This is a genomic window from Paenirhizobium naphthalenivorans (assembly GCF_007992095.1).
In the GTDB taxonomy this organism is placed as follows: Bacteria; Pseudomonadota; Alphaproteobacteria; order Rhizobiales; family Rhizobiaceae; genus Allorhizobium; species Allorhizobium naphthalenivorans.
On record NZ_BJZP01000002.1, the window covers coordinates 13138 to 36315 of the forward strand.

Below are 23178 nucleotides of genomic sequence, written 5' to 3' on the forward strand. Positions count from 1 at the left end.
GAATAATCATTTCATGGCTACGAAGAAGACCCCCAATCTTGAAGACGACGCGCTGGCGATGCCCGGCAGCGACACCGATTTCGACCAGGCGATCGATGACCTGCGCGGCGTCCTGAAGAACGATGCCGAAGGAACGCTTCCCGATGTGGGCTCCGATTTCGGTGGTGGACTTGGCGACGATTTCGCCATGGGCGATGTCAAATCCGATCCACTGTCGGACTTCGGGGGCGATTTCGGCGGCGGTGGAGCGCTCAGCGGCCCATCCACCGACTTTGGCGGCGGAGAGACCTTTGGCGAGACCTCCTTCGGCGACACGTCCTTCGGTACAACATCCAGCGCTTCTCCCGCAGAACCGGGCAGCGCGCTCAACGCCAATCTCGGCCTGATCATGGACATTCCGATCGACGTCCAGATCGTCCTGGGCTCGAGCCGCATGCAGGTCTCCGGTCTGATGAACCTCGAGGAAGGCGCCATCATCGCGCTCGACAAGAAGATCGGCGAACCGGTCGAGATCATGGTGAACGGCCGCCGCATCGCACGCGGCGAGATCACCGTACTGGAGAATGACGACACGCGCTTCGGCGTCAAGCTGATCGAAGTGATGGGTAGCAAGATGTCCTGACCCCTTCCCAGGGCCAGAGAGGAAAGACCATGATGGACTTTGACGATTTCGGCGGCCCAGTGACGGGCAAGCCACTTTCCCAGGCAGACAAAGCAGCCGCCGTGCTGCTGGCCATGGGAAAGGGTGTGGCCGGAAAGCTACTGAAATATTTCACCCAGGCAGAGTTGCAGACGATCATCGCTTCGGCTCAGACCCTGCGGACCATTCCACCGGACGAGTTGCAGATACTCGTTAACGAATTCGAGGACCTGTTCACCGAAGGCGCAGGTCTTATGGACAACGCCAAGGCGATCGAGAGCATTCTCGAGGAGGGCCTCACTCCGGAAGAGGTCGACGGCCTACTCGGTCGGCGCACCGCCTTCCAGGCTTTCGAGGCATCGATCTGGGATCGCCTGCAGGACGCTGATCCCGATTTCATCGCCAAGTTCCTCATGCGCGAACATCCACAGACGGTTGCCTACATCTTGTCGATGCTGCCGTCATCCTTTGGCGCCAAAGTGCTGCTGAAGCTGCCGGAAAGCCGACGCGCCGACATCATGAACCGAACCGTCAATCTGAAGAGCGTCAGCCCGAAGGCGGCACAGATCATCGAGAACAGGGTTCACGATCTGATCGCCGAAATCGAGGCCGAACGCAATTCGACGGGCTCGGCAAAGGTCGCCGAGTTGATGAACGAGCTGGAGAAGCCGGAAGTCGATACCCTGCTCACCTCGCTCGAATCGATCAACAAGGAAGCCGTCAACAAGGTTCGCCCGAAGATCTTCCTGTTCGAGGACCTGCTGGCCATGCCGCAGCGCGGCCGCGTCATGCTGCTCAACGACATTTCCGGCGACATCCTTACGATGGCGTTGCGCGGTGCCTCGGCGGAAATCAAGGAATGCGTGCTCTCCGCCATCAGCCCACGCTCGCGCCGCATGATCGAATCGGATCTTGGCTCCGGCACGGTCGGCATCAGCCCGCGCGAAATCGCCATCGCCCGCCGCGCCGTGGCCCAAGAGGCGATTCGCCTCGCCAATGCCGGCCAGATCCAGCTCAAGGAAGCCGAAGGCGACCAGCAGGCTGCCTAGGGTCGAGCGACTGTTGAAAACCGAAGACTTGCTGCGCCCGCCGATTGAATGCCAATCGGCGGGCGTTTAGCGTCAACGGAAGATCGCGGGATTTTTCGATCGCTACGTAGCGGCGGATTAGGCATAGAGTGGTTCGGCCGATACCGGTCGCACGCGAACGGCGGCGATTTTGTGCGCGTTCCTGACAACCGAGGGATAAGGCCGTGTCCGACGATCAGGACAAAGACAGCAAAACAGAAGACCCGACCGAGAAAAAGATGCGGGACGCGGTGGAGAAGGGCAATACTCCCTCGTCCCGCGAAGTCCCAATCTTCGCCTCGGCGCTCGCCGTCTATCTGTATGTCGTCTTTTTCCTGCCGTCCGGCATCGCACGCATCGGCGAAACGTTGCGCGATCTGTTCGAACAGCCGGACCAGTGGAAAATCAGTTCTGCGACTGACGTCGTCTCCCTTTTTGTCCATCTGGGCTGGGAGGCCAGCGCGCTGCTCCTGCCTGCCGTCGCACTCATCATGCTGTTCGGGGTCGGTTCGAACGTGCTTCAGAACGTTCCGTCATTCGTGCTCGAGCGCATCAGGCCGCAGGCATCGCGCGTGTCGCTGGCCAAGGGCTGGGAAAGGCTGTTCAGCGTTACCGGTGTCGTGGAGTTCGGCAAGTCGCTTTTCAAGATCGTCATCGTCTCGACGATCATGGTTTTCTCACTCAAATCGGAGTATTTCGGGACGATCGACGCCTTGTTTTCCGATCCTCAGGTGATCTTCGTCAAGTTTGCCACGATTCTGAAGAAAATGATGGTGGTCATCCTGCTTGCCACCTTCGTCTTGGCAGTCGTCGATTTCTTCTGGACGCGGTACCACTGGCATACCCAGTTGCGCATGACAAAGCAGGAAATCAAGGACGAGCACAAGCAATCACAGGGTGACCCGATCATCAAGGCGCGGCAGCGCTCGATCGCGCGTGATCGCGCACGGCGCCGCATGATCAACAACGTGCCGCGCGCCACGCTCGTGATCACCAACCCGACCCATTACGCGGTGGCGCTACGTTATGTACGCGAAGAGAATGAGGCACCGGTAGTCATCGCCAAGGGCCAGGACTTGGTCGCGCTGAAAATCCGCGAACTCGCCCGCGAGAACGATATCCCTATTTTCGAAGATCCGCCCCTCGCCCGCTCCATGTTTGCGCAAGTCTCAGTGGATAGTGTCATTCCGTCGATATTCTACAAGGCCGTCGCGGAACTCGTGCATCGAGTCTATTCCGCGAAGGCGCAAAAGAGGCGGGTGCGCTAACGCGATGAAAAAATGCCCCTACACCACCCAGCGTGAACGCATCGTGGCCGAGGCAATCAGCCCCGTTGCCACCGAATTGCGGTTGCTCGACGCAGCGGACCTGATTTCTATGCTGCGCTTCGAGCTATACGGAAACATCGCCGACCTCGTTTCCTCAGCGGCCGAGCTCTACTTCCACCCTGGCACCGTAATCTTCGGCGCCGGCGGCGAATATCGCCTTGATTGGGGTGGCGTTCCAGAGGTTGTTCTCGATCTCGAGATCAAGCCGAAGGACATCACGATCTACGCGCAGTTGTCGCTCGCCGACGAGCATGCGGGAGTGGAGATCAACCACATCGCGTTCCAGCAGCCCTCGGGTGATCCGGACGAGAACACACGGCTGCTCGAGCGCAGGCTACGCGAAGCTCGCTTCGTCAAGTCACCAAGCGATTCACTCTATATGTGACCTGGAAGCGCACCGCTCAGGTAATGTAACCGAGGCGAATCGCCTTGGCGATCGCCTGGATTCGGTTGACCGAATCGAGCTTGATCGTCGCCGATCCGAGATAGGCATTGACCGTGTGCACCGACAGTTTGAGGTGCTCGGCGATTTCCTCACTGATCCGCCCGTCGCCAGCCAACTGCAGGCAGGCGATTTCCCGCTCGCTCAGGGTTTCCGACGGCAAGACACGGCGCTCCTCCAGCGTCAGTATTTCCGTCATGACCTTGTAGCAGCGGCCGTGCACGTCGAGGATCAGTTCCCCGGGCAAGTCGACCGCTCCGGTCGTCGGAAACATCACATAGCCGTTTCCGAAGGCCCCGAGGCGTACCGGGAAAGCGATGCCCGAATAGGCCAGCCCGCGCTGCTCCAGCTGAACAACGAAGGGCACGAAATCGGAGGCTTCGGCGAAGGCCCCGCTTTCCTCGGCGCTCCATAGGATGGGCAGGATCGACGCTTCGATATGGTTGAGCAGTATCTCCCCGTAGGTGGCGATGAAGGGGTCGCAACCCATTCCATGGGCTGCAGGCCAGCTCTCATATTCCGCCACTAATCGGCGCTTCGCGGCCATGCCGGCACCGCTCACGCGCAAGACGGCGACCCCCCGCGCGTGCAGCGCACGCTGCAGAGAAACCAGTTTCGGGAATATGTCCGACCGGGACGTCACCTGACGGGAGATTGAGGCTTTCAGATCCTCCCGTACGGTTTCAAACGGCCCTTCGGGATATGCCATGCCTGCCCTACTCTTTCTTCTAGACGAGATTGTTGCGGACCGCGAAGGCGATCGCCTCGGACCGCGTCTTCGTTGCCGTTTTGCGCATCACGCTGGTGATGTAGTTGTTGATGGTGTTGCGCGAGATTCCCAGAATCGTGGCAATTTCGTCGCTCGTCTTGCCTTCGGCGATCCAGAACAAACACTCGAGTTCGCGTTCGGTCAGTTCGAAATCGCGTTCGCTCTTCTGGGTCTTGCGTGTCGACAGACTGATGCAATATCCGGTCAGCAGACCGACCTCACGCAGAAGTTCCGGCGACAAGACAAAATTATCCGCAAACAGCAGCATCAAAGCCAAGCGTGTACGCCCAACGCCGAGCGTCAACGAACAATACTGGCGACTGATCCCCGGCGGTACATGCGCGTCGTCGGGCAATAGGTTGAACTTCGGATGCAAGACGGAAAGGCACTTTTCGAGCTCGGTCGATCGCGAATAAGCCGCCGAGATTTCGCTCTCCAGCCGTCGAACCAGGTCGAAGGGCCAGTTGGACGAGACGACAAAATCAAGCCCACGCTCTTGCACGAGGTCATAGCGCGCCAGCAGATAGTGAGACGCCCCGACATAGTCGCCAAGGACGGCTAGACTGGCGCTCATGTGGCCAGCTTGCGATGCGACCGCCAGCTTGCGGATCAACTGATCGCGGGATGAAAGCCGAGGAGTGACATCAGCCGCCACGGCAGGCGCCCTTTTGCTCCCGATTTTGTCCTCGGACAGTTCCGCGTCCATTTTGTTGCCCCCTCAAGGACGAAACGTTTTGATCGCGAAGGTTCGCACCAAAAAAACGGAATACGCCGCTTCTCGAATACCGCTTCGCTCGTTCTTGCCAGCTAACGAATCATAGTCATTCTAGAAGATAAAGAGCCAAAGATCACAGGCCCGAATCAATGCGCCCCCAACTTACAAATTCCGGCACATTGATGACCATGCGAAGCGGCAACCAGTCGCATGCCGCTGCCGCATTCGCACCCATCATCTGCCATGGGCCGGTTACCGGACAGACAAAAGCCGCATCGGGAAGACCCCGACGCGGCTTTTGTCTGTCCGGCATTTCATTTTTGTCAGGCAGCCTTTTCGATGGCCCACTTGCGGAGAATTTTGGCGGCGCGCTCTTCCGAGATCTCCACCATACGCGACAGGCGGCGCTCTGGACCTTCCTTGACCCGGCGGTTGAAGCCGCCGCTTGCGTCGTCGTCCATAGTCAGCAGGTCGTCGGTGCTGTCGAAACCGAAGTCCGCGCCAAAGCCATCCATCAGCGAGCCACCGGCAGCGCCGCCGAGCGCCGGCGAGAAGTCTGGCAGTTCCAGGCCTGCTGCCTCTTCCACACCACCGGCAATCGCAGCCGACCCACCTCCGGCAGCGCGGACCATCGGGCGAATACCCATCCAGACAATCAGGAAGGCGACGGCGACGAAGGCGAGCGAATTAATGATGCCACCGAGGTTGCGGCTCAAGGTATCCATCACGCCTGGGCCGGAAGCGGATTCCTGGAGCAACTGATTCTCAAGGAAGTCCATCGCGGTCAGAGTGACGAGATCGCCACGGTTTGTATCGAGGCCAGCTGCTGTCGAGACGATTTTCTGCATCTCGGCCAGATAAGCATCGATCTTCGCCTGATCGACAGGCTCGCCGACCATGGTGGCGATTCGTCCTTTGTTGACAACCACGGCTACCGAGATCTTCTCGATGGTGTAGCTGTTTTTCACAGTCGCGACCGTCTTGCTGTTGATCTCGTAGTTGGTCTGCTCTTCCTTCTTGTCCTGCTCGTCGGAAGACTGCGGACCACCGGCCGTACCCTGTACATCGCCCTGGGGAATGTTCTGCTCGACGGTCGCGGCCGAGTCAGCCTGTTTGCTTTGCGACTTCTGATTTTCCTTGGTGACACGCACGGACCGTTCGACGCGAGATTCCGGATCGTAGATGGTCTCCTGGATCTGCTGTGTGTCGGTATTGAGCTGCGCGGTGACCGAAGAACGGAAATTGTCCATGCCAAGGAAAGGGGCGAGCGCCTTGTCGATGTTCGATTCGATCTCCTGCTGCACGGACTGGGCAACGCCGAGCGAGCGGTTTGCCGCGCCGCCACTTTCGTCGCCCGAGGCGAGAAGCTGGCCGGTCGAATCAAGGATCGTCACATCTTCGACGTCGAGACCAGGCACAGAGGAGGCGACCAGATGGCGGATCGACGCAGCCGACTTACGGCCGGTCTCGGTCGATGCGCGAACCATGACCGAAGCCGTCGGCTTCTGCTCGCCGCGACGGAAGTTGCCGACATCCGGCATTACAATATGGACGCGGGCAGCGGCGATGCCGCTGATTTGCTGGATGGTACGAGCGACTTCGCCTTCAAGAGCACGAACGCGCGTGACTTCCTGCATAAACGAGGTCAGACCGAGAGAACCGACATTGTCGAACAGTTCATAGCCGGCATTGGTGCTGTTGGGCAGCCCGCGCTCAGCGAGCAGCAGACGCGCCTTGCCGGTCATGCCGACCGGAACCTGTATGCTCTTGCCGTCGGAACCAACTTCAAAATCGATGCCAGCTTCCGCAAGAGCAATACTGACCTGATTGATGTCAGTGGTCTCGAGACCGACATAAAGGCTTTCATAAGCCGGTTTATTGACGAAGATCGCTGCGGCGATGACAAGTGCGAAAGAAACGATACCAACGCCGGCCATCGCCAGGAGCCGAGCCTGGCCTAGTGACGCCAAGTTCTTAGAGACTTGAAGTAATTGATTTAACAGATTCATTCTGTCCCGCACCATCATCAAGAAGGGTCTTGGGGCTTTTGCCCTTGGCGCGACATTAGAAATTGAAACTTGTGCGAACGTTTCGCGGCAGCGAAATACCGCAGTCATTGCGGCATTTCGTCCTGAGCGTCTTGTTCGAGTGGCGCGAGACGCCGCCCTTAGAAGAAGTCGAAGTCCCCTGCCGCCTTGCTGAGCGGCTGCGAATGACCATGGCGCAGACTGTCGCCCAGTGCCTTTTGCATATCGGCGAGCTTGACCAGACTCAGTGCCGTGCTCATGTCAACCATCCAGTCCGACGGGATCGAGCCGGTGATCGTGTCGATGAACTCAGCCAGGCCACGGGCCTTCTGCACGGCAAGGTCTATGCCCTGCAAGACCTTTACACTGTCCGGATGCTCCAGCACGCTCGTGCCGCCTAGCTCCAGAAGCTGCGGTTCGATACGTTCGATCAAGTAGGCGACGTCGTGCAATTCCGAGACGACCCGCATCATGATTTCCGGCAGTGCCTCTTCCACGTTGGCCGTCCCCGTTTTGTTTTCGTTTGGCATCCGGATTCCAGTGCTTAAAAAAATTCGATTGAGCTTTCGACGGGCTTCAATGCAGGTACAGGGCGCTGTTCCAGTGCCACCGTCTTCTGCGTCTCCGCTCCTGTCAGAGGATACTGCCTTGCCCGCCCGCTGACCGGCCAGAACTCGAGCTTGCGGCCATGCTCTCCGCCAGTTGACGAACCAACCACCTTGATGCCTTCGTCGCGCAGAAACTGCATGGCGAAGGCGGCATTCTGTTCGCCCACATTCGAGAAGGTGGCGATTGTCTTGGCCCCACCGAAAACCTTGGCTTCTATCCGATCACGGCGGGCGCCCTGCTTCAGCAGACCGTTGATCAGAAGTTCCATCAGATGAACGCCATAGCGGGTCGCATCCCCGCCCCCGGCTCCCGGGTTGGCCGAGCCAGGTAGCAGGAAGTGATTCATCCCGCCGACCCCTGCAATAGGATCCCGCAGACAGGCGGCCACGCACGAACCCAGAATGGTCGAAAGCACAACACTCGGATCGTTGATCACCTTGTACTCACCCTGGATGATATGCACGCGCCTAGCCGCACTGTCCTCTGTCATTTCAGCGCTCCAAATACCGCCTCGATGGCGGCCTTCATCTTTTCGATTGTGAAGGGTTTGGCGAGAACGTTGTTCGCCCCGAGCTGCGCTGCCTTCTGCACCAGCGCGCGGTCACCCTGCGCGGTGAGGATGATGAAGGCGGCTTTTTTTGTGGTCGGGTTGGTGCGAACGTGCTGCAGGAAGACCAATCCGTCCATCTTCGGCATGTTGAAGTCGGAGATGACGAGATGATGGGGCTGTTGCTCCATGATCTTCATCCCCTGCTCACCATCACCGGCAGCGGTGATCTGCTTGAAGCCAAGCTGGGTCAAGGCATCACTCAGAAGCAGACGGCTCGTTACCTGATCGTCGACGATCAGAACTTTGATTTTTTCGGCGAGAGACATTTATTCGATACCTTCTTTTCGGGCGGCAGTAAGTTTGAGGACTTCCTCCCCAATGGAACCCAGCGGCAATTGCTGCTCGACGGCGCCCAACTCATAGGCGACGCGGGGCATCCCATAGACAACGCACGTCTTCTCGTTCTGACCGACGGTGCGCGCACCCGCGTGCCGCATCTTCAGCAGTCCGGAAGCCCCGTCGCGGCCCATGCCGGTCAGGATTACCCCCACAGCGTTTCGTCCCGCCAATTCCGCAACCGAATCGAACAACACGTCCACCGAAGGACGGTGCCCGTTCACCGGTGGTCGGTCGACCAGCCGGCAACTCGGCGCGGAGGCATTGACCACCTGCAAGTGGCGGTCGCCGCCAGGGGCGAGATAAATCTTGCCGATCTCAAGTCTGGCTCCATCGGTCGCCTCCTCAACGACCGGGGCGCAGAGACGATTAAGACGTTCTGCGAAACTTTTGGTAAACGTCGGCGGCATGTGCTGCGTAATTACCGTCGGCGGGCAATTGCGCGGGAATTTCTGCAGGACCGCGATCAATGCCTCGACTCCACCGGTTGACGAACCGATCGCGACGATCTTACGGCCGACGCGGAAATCGTTCGCCGGCGCAGGCGGTGCCACTTTGGACCTCAGAGGACCTCCATAGCGATGCTGCGAACGCGCGGCCGCCTTCACTTTTTCGGCGAGATCGCCGAACGGCCGGGCATCACCCGGTTGCGGTTTTCCGACACAATCGAACGCACCAATTTCCAGCGCCGCCAGCGTCGCTTCGGCGCCACGGTGGGTCATGGTGGAAACCATGATGACCGGCATCGGCCTCAACTTCATGATCTTATCGAGGAATTCGAGGCCATTCATGTTCGGCATCTCGATGTCGAGCGTCACGACGTCGGGATTAAGCTGCTTGATGGCGGCACGTGCCTCCATGGCATCGCCGGCCTGGCCGATAACGTTGACCTCCGGATCAGCGTTAAGCACGGCCGTGATCAGACCTCGCATGGTCGGGCTATCGTCGACGACGAGGACTCGGGCAGGGCTGCTCATCAACGCGCACCTCCGGTTTTTCCGGTATAGCGATAGGTGGTGATGCCGATATTGTCGAAATGGCCCTTCGAATCGCCCGAGACGCGCTCGGAGTGACCTATGTAGAGATGCCCACCTTCCGGCAGTAGCCCGGCAAAGCGTGACCAGATGCGCTGCTGGGTCGGCTCGTCGAAATAGATCACCACGTTGCGGCAGAAAATGACATCGAAATTGCCTTTGAACGGCCATTGCGACATCAGGTTCAGTTCATTGAAGGTAATCAGCCGTTTGACACGATCGTCCACCTGGCACTTGCGCCGGCCGTTGACGTCGACGTCCTTGAACCATTGCTTGCGCATGGCAGGGCTGACGGTCTCCAGTGCGCTTTCATCGTAGCATCCGGCCCGGGCCAGCGCGAGGATCTTGGGATCGATGTCGGTCGCCAGGATCTTGAAGTCGTAGTCGGCGACGTTCGGCATCAGCGACAGGACGGTCAGCGCGATCGAATAAGGCTCCTGGCCATCGGAACAAGCGGCCGACCAGATGCGCACGCGGCCGCCGCTACGGGCGCGGTTGAGCAGGCCCGGCAAGACTTCGGTGCGCAGATGGTCGAAATGGTGGTTCTCGCGAAAGAACCGGGTAAAATTTGTTGTCAGATGCGACAGCATTTCGCGCCGCTCCTGCGCGCCCTCGGGAGAGGCGACCAGGTTGCAGTAGGCGCGAAAGCCTGTCAGGCCGAGATTCCGGATGTGCTTCGACAGCCGCGAATAGACGAGTGAGGCCTTGGACTCGTTGAGTGAAATTCCCGCATCAGCATAGATCATAGCCGCGATTTCATTCAGATCCCGCCGGGTCAGCGGATATTCGCCGCTGGCCAGAACGTCGTCATCGGATTGGCGGGATGTATTCACAGCAAGCGTCATGCGGCCTCGCTTTCGGCGTCAGGGAACAGTGCTTCCAGATCTATGAGACAGATCATCCGCTGGTCGATCGCGAGAATGCCGCGTGCATATTGCTTCTCGACGTCGGAGGAAATCTCCGGCGTCGGCTGAATGTTCTCGTCACTGACGGTCAAAATGTCCGACACGGCATCAACTAGAAGCCCGACGACCTTCGCCTTGACCTGCGCGACAATGATCACATGGCGCGCGTCCGGCTCGACAGGCGTCATACCGAGCCGAGCCGCCAGATTGAGGATAGGCAGGACGGCACCGCGCAGGTTGATCACGCCCATGACGTGGGACGGCGAATGCGGCAGCGGAGTCGCGGGAGTCCATCCGCGGATCTCGCGCACCGACATGATGTTCACACAGAACTCCTGATCGCCGACGCGGAAGGCGATCAGCTCGCGCCCTCCCTCGACCAAGTTTTTCACCGCATACGACATGGAACTAACCTGCGACAGACAACGACATTTCCTGCCTCAACGACTGCCCACGCGAGGCAGCGACAACCGCATCAACATCCAGGATGAGCGCGACGCGGCCATCCCCGAGAATCGTTGCGGCAGCGATGCCGGGCACGTGTGTGTAGTTCGCCTCGAGGCTCTTGATAACGACCTGACGCTGCCCCTGAATGGCATCGACCATCAAAGCGCGCTGGCCACCGCCTTCGGATTCCACGAGCAAGGCAACACCGTCGATCGGATTGGCCTGGGTCGCCCGGAAGTTGAGGATCCGACCCACATCGACGAGCGGGCAGAACGAGTTGCGGATCGAGATGAGACGCTGGTTGGCACCGAAGGAATGGATATTCTCGGCTTCCGGCTGCAGCGTTTCGACGATCGCGGTGAGCGGGACAACGAGAGTCTGACCGGCGACCGTGACCACCATGCCGTCAAGAACCGCGAGCGTCAGCGGAAGGCTCATGGTGAAAGTCGAGCCCTGACCTGGGCGAGAGGTGATCGAGATACGACCGCCAAGCGCCTGGATCGAACGCTTGACCACGTCCATGCCGACGCCTCGGCCGGAGATGTCGGAGATCTTGTCTGCCGTGGAGAAGCCCGGCATGAAGATGAGGTTGTCGATTTCCTCGTCCGTCAGGTTGGCATCGGCCGCGATCAGATCGTTGTCGATGGCCTTCTGGCGAACGCGTTCGCGGTTGATGCCGGCGCCGTCATCCACCAACTCGATGACGATACGGCCGGAACGGTGCTTTGCGGTCAGCTTGACCGTGCCTTCCGGGTTCTTGCCGGCAGCTTCGCGCTTTTCCGGGCTTTCGATACCATGGTCGACCGCATTACGGATCATGTGAGTCAGTGGCTCGGCCAGTTTGTCGATGACCGTCTTGTCAACTTCGGTGTTTTCCCCCTCGGTGACGAGGCGGATCGACTTACCGACCATATCGGCCACTTCGCGAACGATACGCGACATGCGCTGGAACACCGGCTTCACCGGCTGCGCGCGGATCGCCATGACCGAATCCTGGATCTCGCGCGTCAGCTGCTGGAGTTCTTCCAGACCCATGTTGATGGACGAGGTTCCGTTGTTGTCGTTCTCGATGACGCTCTGCGAGAGCATCGCCTGATTAATGACCAATTCGCCGACGAGGTTGATCAGACGGTCAACACGGTCGAGATCGACGCGTATGGTCTGGCCGGCCGCACCGTTGTTCTGGGCGGCAGCTGCAGCAGCCGCAGCGGCGGCTGCAGGGGTTTCCTTCTTGTCCTGCTTGGCAGCGCCAGCCGAGAGCTTCACGACATTGCTGGCAGCGCCAGCCGCCTCGACGGCTTGCACCACGTTTTCGTCTGCAGCCTGTTCAGCGCCGTTATGCTCGCCGGCATCGTCGAGGATCGAGAGATCGAAGGGGACTGGAACCATCGGCGGTTCTTCACCCTTGGCCTCTTCGGCCTGTTCCTCATGCAGCTTGATGTCTAGGTCGCAATCCCATTCCGCGAATTCGAAGACCTGGCGGATGCTCTCCTCGCCCTTCTCGGCTGTGATCTGAATTTTCCACGAGAAATAGGCGCCTTCCGGGTCCATGTTCTCGAGCGACGGCAGACTGTCCATATCGCAATGGATGCTCATCTCACCGACGCGCGACAGGTCGCGCAGCAGAAGCGCGCTCTCGTTACCCTTGGCGTAGAGTTCGCGGCGCGGCTTGAAGGTGACGTCGAAGGTCGAGGGAACGATCGTCGGCTCGTCACTAAGATCGTCATCGAAGGAGAAGGGGATCGGCTGGAAGCCGCTCTCGTCGGTGGGCGCGGGAGCTGACGCCGGTGCAGCAGCGGCCGCGGGCTTGGGCACCGCGGCACCGCCCTGAGGCAGTTCGCCATTCGCCAGCGCTTCGAGTTCCTTTACTAGGCCGCTCGAGCGGGATGGATCGATGCTGCCGCCATCGCGGGCGGCATTGGTCAGGTCGGCCAGCACGTCAGCCGACTTGAGCATGACCTTCATGACTTCCAGGCCAGGCTCAAGCTTGTTGGATCGAACGCAATCGAGAGTGGTCTCGAAGACATGGGCGAAGGCCACCAGGTCATCGAGACCGAAGGCACCGGCGCCGCCCTTGATCGAGTGCACGGCACGGAATACGGCATTGACCGTTTCCGGGTCGCGATCCCCGTCATTCATTTTCAGAAGACCGGATTCCAGTTCGGCGAGCTGCTCCTCGCATTCCTGGAAGAAGATCTCTTTGATTTCGTTCATATCCATAGAAGAAATTCCCGGATTAGGCGGTTACACGCTCGATGGCATCGATCAGTTTGGTTGGATCAAAAGGCTTGACGATCCAGCCTGTCGCACCAGCCTGACGGGCGCGGTTCTTCTTTTCTGCGTCGCTTTCAGTGGTCAGCACGAGGATCGGAACGGCCCGATACTTCTCATTGCGACGAACACCTTCAATGAAGCCGAAACCGTCAAGGCGCGGCATGTTGATGTCGGTAACGATGACATCCGGATTGCATTCTTCGAGCACTTCGAGGCCTTCGATACCGTCTTCCGCCTGGATGGTCTCAAAGCCCGCATTGTTGAGCGTGACCAGGAGCATGTTTCGTATGGTCCTGGAATCATCCACTGTGAGTACTTTTTTCTTCATTTCCGGATCTCCTTGGCGAGCAGATGATCTACACTCACGCCTATCAGTTGAAGTGTCTTGAGGAAGGCGTCGGAGGCCTTCGCAAAGGAGAATGGCTTCTTGTCCATCTCCCAGGCCTTGGCCCCGGCCATCAGGATCTGCACGCATTGAGCACCGACACGCTCGACACCCGAAGCGTCGATGACCAGACCGTCGCCACGCATGGACATGAGGTTGGCCTTGAGATTCGAGGCCTCGTTCAGATCCAGTACAGCGGACAGTTTCAAGCTTTTCTGTTCGCCCTTCTTAGCTGCCATCAGTTCTTTCCTTGTCCTGCGGGCCCGCGGCAACCCGGCCGTTCAATTCCGACGACTGTGTCATCATCAATCTTCAAAAAGGCCGTATTGCCCGCCCCAATACATCCTCTGTATCTGACTTTGGTAAACAATCCCCTCAACATCCGAGCCCCGCGATACGCACCGACAAACCGAAATCGTCGTTGACGGCGTAATCCTCGGGCTCGGCCGGCGAGGTCATGACGGGTGCGGGCGCCGACTGCGGCCTGTCCGGCGACATCCGGACCTGCGGGCTGACCGATCTGGCCGACTGTGATTGGCGCTCGAAGCGGAACTCCCTGACCGTGCGGCCGAGTTCAAGGATAACCGTATGAAGCTCGTCCGCCCCCTCGGTCGAACGGCGCGCGAAGGTGGCACTGTCGGAAAGCTCTCCTCCAAGGCCCGCGACAAGGCCTGTGAGTGAGGCAAGTTCGCTGGCTTGGCTGTCCGTCGCGTGAGCGATGCTTGACACAGTCTCGCTGATACCACCGACCTGGACGACAATGTCACCAATCGCCCGCTGCGTACGACCGACGATATCAACGCCGGTATCGACCTGCGACTTGGTGGTGGCGACGAGGCTCTTGATCTCGCGTGCGGCATCGGCCGAGCGCTGAGCCAGCGCGCGCACCTCCTGGGCCACGACTGCAAAGCCACGGCCGCTGTCGCCGGCGCGTGCAGCCTCAATCCCGGCGTTAAGCGCCAGCAGATTAGTCTGGAAGGCAATCTCGTCGATCACGCCGATAATCTCGCCGATCTGCTCGGCGGATGCCTCGATGTCGGACATGGCGGCGATCGCCTGACCAGCGATCGCACCGCTTGCCTCTACCGCCTCTTGCGTCGCGGAGACTTTCCCCTCGGCCTCGCGGCTCTTCGATGCGCTGTCGCGCGCACCTCCGGTCAGAGTCTCAAGCGACCGGCCGGCTTCATCGAGACGAGTCGATTGGCTTTCTGCTTTACCGGCATAGTCATTCGCCGCGCTGGCAAACGTCTGCGTTCCGGTCTCTGCAGACTTGGTCTTCTCTTCGGAAAGAATGAAGGCGGACTGCATCTGCTCGATCGCGCTGTTAAGCCCGGCAGCCAGTTCGGTATAGTGCTCCGGCACCTCGCCCGCGACGCGGGCGGTCAGGTCACGCTCAGCAAGCGCACGAAAGACGGGGCCAAAGATCTCCTCGACCTCCAGTCGGTCACGGTCCCGCTGGGCGGCCATGTCACGGTGGTGCTTCAGGCGCAACTCGTTGAACCTGAGCGATACGGCAATCTCGACATCGACCATGACAAGCCGGACGATCGCGCCGACCAAGTCAGCGATCTCGCGCTGGCGCTTGCGGTTGCCTGGCAGAAGGCCGCGACCGGAGAGGTCGCCCATCACGGCCTGCAAAAGGTGCTCCATGACCACCGCGTGGCCGGCGATATGCCAGCGCGGGTCAAGACCCATACGGCTTTCGGTGTCGGAGAGGACCTTCACCCGCTCGGCGTAGAGCGCATCGAAACGCGCGTCGGTCAGGACATCCCAATGGGAGGCGAGCAGGTCATGCAAGCGGTCGAGTTGCCGCTCGTTGGTGAAATTTCGCGCCGCGTCCGGGAACGTCTGGAGGCGTTGGAAAAGGTCGCGAATGCCGGTTTTGAGATTCGGTTCAAGGAGATGGCGAAACTGGCGCAGCAAGTCGCGATCGCCTTCGCTCAGGCCAGCAAAACGCAGCCGGTCGTGCAAGCTGCCCGCCTGTGCATTTGCCGCCCGATCTGCCGGCGAAACCTGCCCCACTGCCAATCCCCGCATGCGGCCGCCCCCTTGTTGGAAGACGGCAAGCTGAAACTCTCCAGGAATGTCGGTGCGATCGCGGAAAAAAGAGAGGCGCCTTCGTCGGCAGCACAGCTAGATCCACGTTCACCGAAGGCTGTTCCCGGAACCCCTTGATGCACTCTCATACCGGATTGAAACCGGTACGGCGGGACGGCGTCATGCCCGACGGGAGTCTGCCTTGGACAGATCCCACTCCGACGTAGGCTGTAGTCTCTATGATGAGTTTCTTGCCTGAAGGTTAACAAATCGAAAACGACACAAATAAAGCCCGGAAAGGCAAGGCAAAACACGCCGAAGCGGCGAGGATCGCCTACGCGCCACACGCAACAGGAGGCGCAGCGTCATAACGCTTGGCGCGCGGCAAGGAAAATCGGCAGGCGGACGGTGAAACGTGCCCCGCCGCCTGGTGCGTCCCCAGCAGAAATTCTCCCCCCTTGGGCTTCGACCAGATTGCGCACAACCGCCAGGCCAAGCCCGGCGCCGCCGGTCTTACGGGCGCGGGAGCCCTCCAGCCGGACAAAAGGCTCGAATAGGAGCTCGCGATCTTGCGTCGCAATCCCTGCTCCCTCGTCATCCACGATCAGCACGATCCATCCGTCTTCGACATCGAGAGTGACATGCGCGCGCTGACCGTATTTGACCGCATTGTCAACGAGGTTGGAGACGATCCGACGCAAGGCCAGGCGATCACCGATCAGCATGGCCGAGGCGGCGGACCCGGAGACAACAAGGGTTCTCGAAGCCATCGCGGAACCATCGTTCCCGGCTTCAGCCTCGACGATGGGAGCAATTTCCAATAGCTCCTCATCAAGGGAGCCCACTCCGGCTCGCCCGGCCAAGAGCGCATTGTCGAGCAGCTGGATCATGTCGCCTATGTCGGCGATGGCGCGCTCGCGCTCGCCCTCGTCTGGAATCTGCTCGGCACGCAAGCGCAAACGGGTAGCAAAGGTGCGGACGTCATGCTGGATGCCACCGATCAAAGCGAGCCGAGCCGCGAGCATCTGGTGCAGTCTAGTCTGCAAGCGCGCGAAAGCCTCGACCAACGTGCGCGTTTCGGGCGCACTGAAACGAACGTCCGGCACCGGCACGGGGGTCGCTGCGGGGTCCATCTCGTCGACAGCCGCAGCGAGACGCCGCAAAGGCTGAAGTTCTCGATGCAGAATGACGACGGCGGCCAAGGCGAATAACGTGCCCATCAAGCCGGCACCGAGACCGACCGGCAAGCCGTAGGGCGTGACCAGAAAAGGCGTGCGGGTCTCGAGGATGAGGACGTCGCCGGCGTCGATTGATACGGCAAACTCGACCGGGTTGTTCTGCCCGCCGAACAAAAGCGGCAGGCGCGAGCGCTCGCCATTACGCGCCAGCATGGTGATGGCCAACAGATCATCACCGAGGCGTTCGACATAGGGAGCGAAGCGCGCATCGGACATAACGTCCACCTCAAGGCCAGCATTCGAACCCGCCAGACCATCTTCAATCCTGACTGCCAAAATGGCCGAGTCAAATGCCTCGATCAACCGCGGCCGGGCGGCAGGCTCGGCCGCGCGGATAATGTCGGCAATCGCCGCCAGTTGTCCCGGGGCGGGCAAAGAGGCCGCGCTACGCAGCCCGTTGCTCAGATAATAAGACGCCAACAGTGTAACCCAGATCGCCAAAAGCGCCGTGCCGGCAATGGCGACGAGTCGTGCGGAGAGGCCAAGCCGGACCATTACGGTACCTGCCGGACGATCGCAGTCAGCAAATAGCCGTTGTTGCGTACCGTGGTGATGAGGCCTGTCCCCGAGCCTGCCGCATCCAGCTTCTTGCGCAACCGCGAAACGAGAATGTCGACCGTGCGGTCGAAGGGATCGGACAGCCGACCATGGGTCCAGTCGAGGATCTGATCGCGCGACAATACGCGACGCGGCCGTGTCACGAAGCAGGCAAGCAGATCGAACTCGCTGCTCGTCAATGGAACCGGATCCGCGTCATCGATCACCAGAGAACGCGCATCCAGATCGATAACGAACCGATCGAAGGTATAGCGCCGTGTGGCAGCGGTACGCGGCCTCTGTCCTGCCCGGCGCAGAAGCGCACGGATCCTTGCCAGGAGTTCGCGTGTACCAAAGGGCTTCACGAGGTAGTCGTCAGCACCGAGTTCCAGACCGACGACCCGGTCCGTTTCATCACCCTTGGCAGTGAGCATTAGGATCGGCGTGTCGTCTCCAGCCCGAAGGCGCCGGCAGATGCTCAAGCCGTCTTCCCCGGGCATCATCAGATCGAGAATGAAAAGATCCACCGGCGTGCGTCGCAATATGACGTCGAGCTCAGCACCATCTTCCGCGCGTTCGACACGATAGCCTTCGCGGGCGAGAAGATCACCGACCAGCCGGCGGATATCGGCGTCGTCGTCGGCAATCAAAATGGTCTGGGGCTGGCTGATCGGCTGGCTCGTCATGATCGCCAGAATGTGGGTAAGCGCTGCCCTGATCAAGCGGTTCCGGGCGGTTGATACAAATTGCAACATGGTGACGATCTTTTGTGACGAAGCGACATCCGCGCGCGAAACCCGCCCTACATTCGGTTGCGAGTCTTGGTTCGTCACCCCGGTCGACTCGATCGGCTCGCACCAAGAGGAACACACCATGATGAAGCAGATTGCCAGCGGACTGATCGCTGCCGCCTTTACGGTCATTACCGTTTCCGAGGCTCATGCCTGGAGCCGCAACCGGACAGTGACCGGTTATAGAGGCACCGCCCAGCTCAGCGTCAGCGGCTCCTGTGTCGGCTATAGCTGCAGCCGCAGCGTGACCCGAACCGGGCCGTATGGCAATATGGCAAGCCGCAACCGCTCTGTTGTCTGCGATCCGGCAAGCCGTTCCTGCGCCAGTTCCAGCACCACCACCGGACCGAACGGCGGGACGATCTATCGTGAGGGTGGGGTCCACTGGTAACCGCCACCCGCCTTCATGATGTCCGGCGGTGGGTCTCTTCTCCGCTTCCCTGCACCCACCGCCGGATCCCCCGTTTCACTCAGGACAGACAGGAACCGAACCATGCCTTCTTTCTTTCATCGCCACCGCACTTTTATTGCCTTGCTTGCCGCGGGCCTCGCTGTAATGGCCATACCTGCGGCTCATGCGCAAACGCCGGTCTCGCCCGAGTTGCGCGCCAAGGCCTATAAGGTGCTCCGTACCTGCAAGGCCGACATCCAACAACTCTGCAGGGGCATTGAGTATGGCGGCGGCCGCATCGCCAAGTGCCTTCAGGCGCATGAGACGTCGGTCACGCCCGGGTGCCGGGCGGCATTGACCGAAGTGTTGACACCATGACAGTCACGCCACCTTAGGGCGCACATCGCTGTTCTCACGGGACCAGAACAGGCGGACGGCCCAGCGAACTTGGCCCTTTCTCTGCCGCACCGGGCCAGAGCGCATTTGTGGCCGTCATGGCGACTTCCATTTCTGGATGTCACGACGACCGTTTGCATCTGCCTGTGGCCAAGCAAACCCTTGGGACCCACTGCCTCCTGCCGTCCCTCAGCCCGCCGATCCAGACAAAGAAGGATCGCAATAACGCTCAGAGCAACGGAGCGCGTCGCACCCCACGCGACGCATCTCATCCACCCGATGGGCTACGAGCGGGCGGCCCTTCGCCGCCAGCCGGCAGGGTCTGTGCCGCCTGTCGAAAACAGGATGGAGCGCAGCCTCGAAGAACCCGCCCTCTCCCGGAACCTATCTACCGCCGCGCCCCATCCGGCTCAGACCGTTTCCAGCTGGCCATCGCGCAGATTGAAGATCCGGTCAAAGCGATTGAAGATTTTCTCATCGTGGGTCACCGCGATGATGCAGGCATCGTTGTCCGCCGCAAGCTTGCGGAGAAGATCCATGACAATGCCGGCGCGCTTGGAATCAAGCGCAGCCGTCGGTTCGTCGGCGAGAATGATGCGAGGTCGGTTGGCAAGCGCGCGGGCAATGGCCACGCGTTGGGCTTCACCGCCCGATAGCTTTGCCGGCATCGAATCCCTGCGGTGCCCCACCTCGAGATAGTCGAGCAGACGCCTGGCTTCCCGGTTCGCGTCGTCCGGCTCCTGGCCCGCCAACTCCAGCACCAGCGCGACGTTGTCGACTGCGTTCAGGAAAGGCAGGAGATTGTGGAACTGGAAGATGAAGCCGACCTTGTCGAGCCGAAGCCGTCGCAGATCGTCCTTCAGCCAGCGATCCTCGTAGACCGGTTCGCCATCAAGTGTGATGCGCCCGCTGGTCGGCTCCATGATGCAGCCAATCGCATTGAGCAATGTCGTCTTGCCCGAGCCGGAGGGGCCGAGCAGCGCCACCACTTCGCCGGAGCGGATCTGCAGGCTGACATTTTTGAGGGCGTCGACGCGCGTCTGGCCTTCCCCGAAATGCTTGGAAATATTGCTGACATCGACGAGGACGTCGCGCTCCTGTTCGGCCATCGGCTACCCTCCCAACGCAGTTGCCGGATCGGCTTTCAGCGCCGCACGGATGCCAAGTCCACTGGCCGCCAGACAGACGACTCCGATGATACCGGCAAGTAGCAGGGCATCCTGGGCGTCGAGAACAACACGCCGCGGAAAGAAATCCTTGATGAGGTACAGCATGCCGAGACCGAAGAACCACCCGGTCGCCCCCAGCGCGAGAGCCTGCTGGACGATCAACCCAATGATCGTTCGATCGGGTGCGCCGATCAACTTCAGCGTCGCAATCTGCTTCAGTTTCTCCATCGTCATCATGTAGATGATGAGCGCGATCACAACGGCGGACACGACCATCAGAATCGCCATGAACAAGCCGAGCTGGCGGCGTTGCCGGTCGACCACCGACCGCGTCAAAAACGTTTCCTCCTGAGCCTGTGTCAAGCCGGACAGGTGTTTCCACCGGCGCACGGTTTCAGTGACTTGCTCCGGGTCTGCGTCGGGTTGGAGACGTGCGATCACCGCGTTCACACTGTCCTGGTTCTCGCTGACCTCGCCTTTGGCACGTTTCACGCGCACTGCGGCCGGATCGATCTCGAATTGAAGGGTCTGCGCGTCGAGGAGCGAAATATAGACAGCCGGGTCGCCACCGGAGTTCACATGGTTCCGCACGAGGCCGACGACATTGAAATAGTTGCGGCCCAGGCGCACGCGGTCGCCCAGCGCCAGACCGGTACGCATGTCAGCGATCAACTCGAAGTGCGTGCGGGTGATCGGCCGGCCTGCAACCAGATCCTGCGGCCCCCCCAGCCGGGAAGGCTCATAGCCGATGATATAGAGACGGCGACTCATACCGTTATAGACACCATCGGCGTTCTGGTAGGTAACACTGCCGGCCTCCGCTACGCCATGCAGCCGGGCAACAGCCTCGCGCGTCGCTCCCGGCACCCGTGACGATTCTGCGAAGGGGCCATTGGTGTCGGCCTCCACCACCCAAATATCGACCTTTGGAGCCCGCGCGATCGTGAGCGCATCGATGACCGCGCCGTTATAGATCCCCATCATTGCCAGGACCACAGCCATGAGCAGGCTGAGCCCTAGGCAAGTGAGCACGAAGCGGAAGAGGCTATGGCGAACGTCGCGATAGGCCAGGTTCATGACTTGCCCTGCAAAGCAGTTGCGGATCGACCCTCTTTGAGACCCGGGCCTCGCGAAGTGACGATAGATGCCCCTTCCGGCAGGCCGCCCGTGACCTCATAGCGGGCATCTTCGGAGCGATATCCGAACGTTAGTTTGATCCGCCGCAACCGACCGTCCTCAAGCACCCAGACCTTGCCGGTCAAACCATCAAAGTCATAAATGGCATTCTGCGGAACCATCAGCGCCTGCGCAAGAGTCTTAACCGTAATCCAGACCTCGGCCTGTTCCCCCAGGTAGGGTTGCTGCGGACAGTTGTTGCATTTGACCCACACCTTACGTTCCTCGTTGGCGCGATCGCTTTCCAGGCCGATCCGCGCAACACGACCCTGTATGGCCGTGTTGGGACGTGAGCGCATGCGGATTTCGGCGGGCAGCCCGACCTCAAGCGCGCCGGCCTGCTCCTCATCGACATAGGCCAGGGTCCAGATGGTATCCGGCTGCACGAGGGTGAACATCACCTCTCCCGAACTGATTACAGAGCCGACTTCTTTCCTGCGGTCGATCACGACGCCATCATATGGCGCGCGCAGCACATGCTGCTGGAGGATGGTTTCCTCATAGCTCAACTTGGCGATCGCATCGGTCAGTTGCGCCTTGGCGACCTCGACCTCGCTTTTGGCAACGGAAAGATCCGCCGCAGCCACTTTTTCGTCTCGAAGCGCCTCGCCTGCCTCTTGCCCGGTGATCGCGTTGCGGCTGGCGAGCGACTGTTTGCGGTTGCTGTCTTCGAGGCGCTGCGCATAGACGGCCTCAGCCCGCCGCACATTCGCCTCGGCCTTGAGAATGCTCGTTTGCGCTGCCAGTTGTGTCGCCTTGGCTTGCTCAAGCCGCGCTTGCTGTTCGGCGGAATCAAGCCGGGCGAGAATTGCCCCCTTCTCCACCCGATCTCCGTGATCGGCATGCAATTCCGTGACAGTTCCGGAAACCTCGAACCCAACGTTCGACAGAACTCTCGCCTCGACCGTCCCCAGGCCAAACACACGGATCGGCACGGTTTCGGAAGGCGTCACGACACCGACATTGAGCGGCCGGTTCTGCATGAAGATGTAGCCGCCTGCGGCAAGTGCGGCGACGAAAACGAGGCCTGCGACCAGTTTCATATGCGATTTTTTCATAGATGATGTCCGGACGCTGTTGTTGACACGGAATCGACTCCGTCTTCTGTGTGCCTCGCTCTGCGATCGAGGACCGTCCAATCTTCGTCCGGCCTCGTGGAAAAAGATCGCGCCATCGCCGCGGTGCACACATACTATTCTTAATATATTCGATTTGTCACCGCCCCATCCGCTTTTTCGAAAGAATAAAAGTAGGCATGCCGACCACAGGCCCAGGATAACAACCATTGCCTGCAGTTGCGCTCAGAGAAACGCTTTAGAGCTTAAAATGCGCTCGCCGCCGCGATCCGGGCAAACGGGATCGCGGCCGCTGGACTCCCGCGCGCCTTCCCGCTCGAAAGCACTCCGGAGCGCGTATCCCAATCGTTGACCCACCCTGCCGGACCGAGCGGAAGCCGGAGCCGATCTCGATATGCGCATGCAGCTTCAATCTGCCAGAAATGACATGCATGCTCTGCCAAAACTGACGTCAAGCCCTACCGTTTTGGTAGGGATCAATTTCCGCCGCCCGGCGTGATCTGGGTGAATGCAAAGCTGCGCCGACCATGCAGCCGCGACGGGCATGGAAGTCCTTTGCGGAAAAGAGCATTTCCGGCTGCTCTAGATGCCGCTAGCGCAGCCCCAGCGAAACCAAGCTTAGAAAGCTCTTGGCAACTGAATAATTTCTTAGAAGAAATGGTGCCCGGAGGCGGATTTGAACCACCGACACGCGGATTTTCAATCCGCTGCTCTACCAACTGAGCTATCCGGGCATCCGGGCTTTCAACATCACTCAAAGAGTGGTGTTTCGGCCGATG

24 protein-coding genes and 1 tRNA gene are annotated in these 23178 nt (G+C 60.1%); 6 read left to right on the plus strand and 19 right to left on the minus strand.

What is annotated here, in order from left to right; all coding sequences use genetic code 11:
- The first annotated feature begins 13 nt into the window (after positions 1 to 13).
- The 4 genes from fliN to RNA01_RS01945 all read left to right on the plus strand — a co-directional run bounded on the left by fliN (position 14) and on the right by RNA01_RS01945 (position 3420).
- Positions 14 to 622 carry a flagellar motor switch protein FliN gene (gene fliN / locus RNA01_RS01930; RefSeq protein ID WP_147178277.1) on the plus strand — a complete coding sequence of 203 codons (609 nt, stop codon included), beginning with the start codon at positions 14 to 16 and terminating at the stop codon, positions 620 to 622.
- Positions 623 to 651: 29 nt separating this feature from the next.
- Positions 652 to 1689: a flagellar motor switch protein FliG gene (gene fliG, locus RNA01_RS01935; protein ID WP_147178278.1), complete on the plus strand. Its 1038-nt coding sequence runs from the start codon at positions 652 to 654 to the stop codon at positions 1687 to 1689.
- A gap of 203 nt (positions 1690 to 1892) precedes the next feature.
- Entirely contained in the window at positions 1893 to 2975 is a 1083-nt protein-coding gene (flhB, locus tag RNA01_RS01940) for a flagellar biosynthesis protein FlhB (protein ID WP_147178279.1), read from the plus strand.
- Positions 2976 to 2979: 4 nt separating this feature from the next.
- Complete coding sequence (locus RNA01_RS01945) at positions 2980 to 3420, plus strand: BspJ family T4SS effector nucleomodulin (RefSeq protein ID WP_147178280.1); 441 nt, start codon at positions 2980 to 2982, stop codon at positions 3418 to 3420.
- A gap of 16 nt (positions 3421 to 3436) precedes the next feature.
- Here the strand turns inward: RNA01_RS01945 and visR are convergent, their stop codons facing one another.
- The 15 genes from visR to RNA01_RS02020 all read right to left on the minus strand — a co-directional run bounded on the left by visR (position 3437) and on the right by RNA01_RS02020 (position 18086).
- On the minus strand, positions 3437 to 4186 hold the full coding sequence (gene visR / locus RNA01_RS01950) for a transcriptional regulator VisR (protein WP_147178281.1): 750 nt from the start codon (positions 4184 to 4186) through the stop codon (positions 3437 to 3439).
- A gap of 19 nt (positions 4187 to 4205) precedes the next feature.
- A complete protein-coding gene (visN, locus tag RNA01_RS01955) occupies positions 4206 to 4952 on the minus strand; it encodes a transcriptional regulator VisN (RefSeq protein WP_147178282.1) in 747 nt (248 codons plus the stop codon).
- A 332-nt stretch (positions 4953 to 5284) separates the two neighbouring features.
- Positions 5285 to 6970 (minus strand): flagellar basal-body MS-ring/collar protein FliF, encoded by a 1686-nt coding sequence (gene fliF, locus RNA01_RS01960; RefSeq protein WP_170253330.1) that lies wholly within the window; start codon positions 6968 to 6970, stop codon positions 5285 to 5287.
- 158 nt (positions 6971 to 7128) lie between these two features.
- Positions 7129 to 7518, minus strand: coding sequence for a chemotaxis protein CheT (cheT, locus tag RNA01_RS01965; protein WP_147178284.1), 390 nt, complete (start codon positions 7516 to 7518; stop codon positions 7129 to 7131).
- Positions 7519 to 7532: 14 nt separating this feature from the next.
- On the minus strand, positions 7533 to 8087 hold the full coding sequence (gene cheD, locus RNA01_RS01970; RefSeq protein WP_147178285.1) for a chemoreceptor glutamine deamidase CheD: 555 nt from the start codon (positions 8085 to 8087) through the stop codon (positions 7533 to 7535).
- Positions 8084 to 8473 carry a response regulator gene (locus RNA01_RS01975; protein WP_147178286.1) on the minus strand — a complete coding sequence of 130 codons (390 nt, stop codon included), beginning with the start codon at positions 8471 to 8473 and terminating at the stop codon, positions 8084 to 8086. The genes cheD and RNA01_RS01975 overlap by 4 nt, the downstream gene beginning before the upstream one ends.
- A complete protein-coding gene (gene cheB / locus RNA01_RS01980) occupies positions 8474 to 9520 on the minus strand; it encodes a protein-glutamate O-methylesterase CheB (protein ID WP_147178287.1) in 1047 nt (348 codons plus the stop codon).
- On the minus strand, positions 9520 to 10422 hold the full coding sequence (gene cheR / locus RNA01_RS01985; RefSeq protein ID WP_147178288.1) for a protein-glutamate O-methyltransferase CheR: 903 nt from the start codon (positions 10420 to 10422) through the stop codon (positions 9520 to 9522). Before cheR ends, cheB begins: the two co-directional genes overlap by 1 nt.
- Positions 10419 to 10886 carry a chemotaxis protein CheW gene (locus tag RNA01_RS01990; RefSeq protein ID WP_147178289.1) on the minus strand — a complete coding sequence of 156 codons (468 nt, stop codon included), beginning with the start codon at positions 10884 to 10886 and terminating at the stop codon, positions 10419 to 10421. Before RNA01_RS01990 ends, cheR begins: the two co-directional genes overlap by 4 nt.
- A 4-nt stretch (positions 10887 to 10890) precedes the next feature.
- Positions 10891 to 13149: a chemotaxis protein CheA gene (locus RNA01_RS01995; RefSeq protein WP_147178290.1), complete on the minus strand. Its 2259-nt coding sequence runs from the start codon at positions 13147 to 13149 to the stop codon at positions 10891 to 10893.
- Between the two features lie 16 nt (positions 13150 to 13165).
- The gene (gene cheY1, locus RNA01_RS02000; RefSeq protein WP_075641521.1) at positions 13166 to 13531 is read right to left on the minus strand and encodes a chemotaxis response regulator CheY1; all 366 of its coding nucleotides are present in this window, start codon (positions 13529 to 13531) and stop codon (positions 13166 to 13168) included.
- The gene (locus tag RNA01_RS02005; RefSeq protein WP_147178291.1) at positions 13528 to 13827 is read right to left on the minus strand and encodes an STAS domain-containing protein; all 300 of its coding nucleotides are present in this window, start codon (positions 13825 to 13827) and stop codon (positions 13528 to 13530) included. The genes cheY1 and RNA01_RS02005 overlap by 4 nt, the downstream gene beginning before the upstream one ends.
- A gap of 136 nt (positions 13828 to 13963) precedes the next feature.
- Positions 13964 to 15625 carry a globin-coupled sensor protein gene (locus RNA01_RS02010; RefSeq protein WP_147178292.1) on the minus strand — a complete coding sequence of 554 codons (1662 nt, stop codon included), beginning with the start codon at positions 15623 to 15625 and terminating at the stop codon, positions 13964 to 13966.
- Between the two features lie 365 nt (positions 15626 to 15990).
- Positions 15991 to 17358: a sensor histidine kinase gene (locus RNA01_RS02015; RefSeq protein WP_147178293.1), complete on the minus strand. Its 1368-nt coding sequence runs from the start codon at positions 17356 to 17358 to the stop codon at positions 15991 to 15993.
- The gene (locus tag RNA01_RS02020; protein WP_147178569.1) at positions 17358 to 18086 is read right to left on the minus strand and encodes a response regulator; all 729 of its coding nucleotides are present in this window, start codon (positions 18084 to 18086) and stop codon (positions 17358 to 17360) included. The genes RNA01_RS02015 and RNA01_RS02020 overlap by 1 nt, the downstream gene beginning before the upstream one ends.
- A gap of 187 nt (positions 18087 to 18273) precedes the next feature.
- Between RNA01_RS02020 and RNA01_RS02025 the strand changes: the two genes are divergently transcribed.
- Entirely contained in the window at positions 18274 to 18582 is a 309-nt protein-coding gene (locus RNA01_RS02025) for a hypothetical protein (RefSeq protein WP_147178294.1), read from the plus strand.
- Between the two features lie 102 nt (positions 18583 to 18684).
- On the plus strand, positions 18685 to 18960 hold the full coding sequence (locus tag RNA01_RS02030; protein WP_147178295.1) for a cysteine rich repeat-containing protein: 276 nt from the start codon (positions 18685 to 18687) through the stop codon (positions 18958 to 18960).
- 428 nt (positions 18961 to 19388) lie between these two features.
- Here the strand turns inward: RNA01_RS02030 and RNA01_RS02035 are convergent, their stop codons facing one another.
- The 4 genes from RNA01_RS02035 to RNA01_RS02050 form a co-directional block, all read right to left on the minus strand.
- Positions 19389 to 20087: an ABC transporter ATP-binding protein gene (locus RNA01_RS02035; protein WP_147178296.1), complete on the minus strand. Its 699-nt coding sequence runs from the start codon at positions 20085 to 20087 to the stop codon at positions 19389 to 19391.
- A 3-nt stretch (positions 20088 to 20090) separates the two neighbouring features.
- A complete protein-coding gene (locus RNA01_RS02040) occupies positions 20091 to 21224 on the minus strand; it encodes an ABC transporter permease (protein ID WP_147178297.1) in 1134 nt (377 codons plus the stop codon).
- Positions 21221 to 22609, minus strand: coding sequence for an efflux RND transporter periplasmic adaptor subunit (locus RNA01_RS02045; RefSeq protein WP_235916370.1), 1389 nt, complete (start codon positions 22607 to 22609; stop codon positions 21221 to 21223). The genes RNA01_RS02040 and RNA01_RS02045 overlap by 4 nt, the downstream gene beginning before the upstream one ends.
- 448 nt (positions 22610 to 23057) lie before the next feature.
- A tRNA-Phe gene (locus RNA01_RS02050) sits at positions 23058 to 23133 on the minus strand.
- Positions 23134 to 23178 lie beyond the last annotated feature (45 nt).

Bases quoted from the DNA above. Each gene is read 5' to 3' on its own strand.
- RNA01_RS02010 (WP_147178292.1), bottom strand. From the start codon at position 15,625: ATGCGGGGATTGGCAGTGGGGCAGGTTTCGCCGGCAGATCGGGCGGCA.
- RNA01_RS02015 (WP_147178293.1), bottom strand. From the start codon at position 17,358: ATGGTCCGGCTTGGCCTCTCCGCACGACTCGTCGCCATTGCCGGCACG.
- RNA01_RS02005 (WP_147178291.1), bottom strand. From the start codon at position 13,827: ATGGCAGCTAAGAAGGGCGAACAGAAAAGCTTGAAACTGTCCGCTGTA.
- cheR (WP_147178288.1), bottom strand. From the start codon at position 10,422: ATGACGCTTGCTGTGAATACATCCCGCCAATCCGATGACGACGTTCTG.
- RNA01_RS01975 (WP_147178286.1), bottom strand. From the start codon at position 8,473: ATGTCTCTCGCCGAAAAAATCAAAGTTCTGATCGTCGACGATCAGGTA.
- visR (WP_147178281.1), bottom strand. From the start codon at position 4,186: ATGGCATATCCCGAAGGGCCGTTTGAAACCGTACGGGAGGATCTGAAA.
- cheB (WP_147178287.1), bottom strand. From the start codon at position 9,520: ATGAGCAGCCCTGCCCGAGTCCTCGTCGTCGACGATAGCCCGACCATG.
- fliN (WP_147178277.1), top strand. From the start codon at position 14: ATGGCTACGAAGAAGACCCCCAATCTTGAAGACGACGCGCTGGCGATG.
- RNA01_RS02025 (WP_147178294.1), top strand. From the start codon at position 18,274: ATGATGAAGCAGATTGCCAGCGGACTGATCGCTGCCGCCTTTACGGTC.
- RNA01_RS02030 (WP_147178295.1), top strand. From the start codon at position 18,685: ATGCCTTCTTTCTTTCATCGCCACCGCACTTTTATTGCCTTGCTTGCC.
- visN (WP_147178282.1), bottom strand. From the start codon at position 4,952: ATGGACGCGGAACTGTCCGAGGACAAAATCGGGAGCAAAAGGGCGCCT.
- fliG (WP_147178278.1), top strand. From the start codon at position 652: ATGATGGACTTTGACGATTTCGGCGGCCCAGTGACGGGCAAGCCACTT.
- cheY1 (WP_075641521.1), bottom strand. From the start codon at position 13,531: ATGAAGAAAAAAGTACTCACAGTGGATGATTCCAGGACCATACGAAAC.
- RNA01_RS01995 (WP_147178290.1), bottom strand. From the start codon at position 13,149: ATGGATATGAACGAAATCAAAGAGATCTTCTTCCAGGAATGCGAGGAG.
- RNA01_RS01990 (WP_147178289.1), bottom strand. From the start codon at position 10,886: ATGTCGTATGCGGTGAAAAACTTGGTCGAGGGAGGGCGCGAGCTGATC.
- RNA01_RS01945 (WP_147178280.1), top strand. From the start codon at position 2,980: ATGAAAAAATGCCCCTACACCACCCAGCGTGAACGCATCGTGGCCGAG.
- RNA01_RS02045 (WP_235916370.1), bottom strand. From the start codon at position 22,609: ATGGTTGTTATCCTGGGCCTGTGGTCGGCATGCCTACTTTTATTCTTT.
- fliF (WP_170253330.1), bottom strand. From the start codon at position 6,970: ATGAATCTGTTAAATCAATTACTTCAAGTCTCTAAGAACTTGGCGTCA.
- RNA01_RS02040 (WP_147178297.1), bottom strand. From the start codon at position 21,224: ATGAACCTGGCCTATCGCGACGTTCGCCATAGCCTCTTCCGCTTCGTG.
- cheT (WP_147178284.1), bottom strand. From the start codon at position 7,518: ATGCCAAACGAAAACAAAACGGGGACGGCCAACGTGGAAGAGGCACTG.
- cheD (WP_147178285.1), bottom strand. From the start codon at position 8,087: ATGACAGAGGACAGTGCGGCTAGGCGCGTGCATATCATCCAGGGTGAG.
- RNA01_RS02020 (WP_147178569.1), bottom strand. From the start codon at position 18,086: ATGACGAGCCAGCCGATCAGCCAGCCCCAGACCATTTTGATTGCCGAC.
- RNA01_RS02035 (WP_147178296.1), bottom strand. From the start codon at position 20,087: ATGGCCGAACAGGAGCGCGACGTCCTCGTCGATGTCAGCAATATTTCC.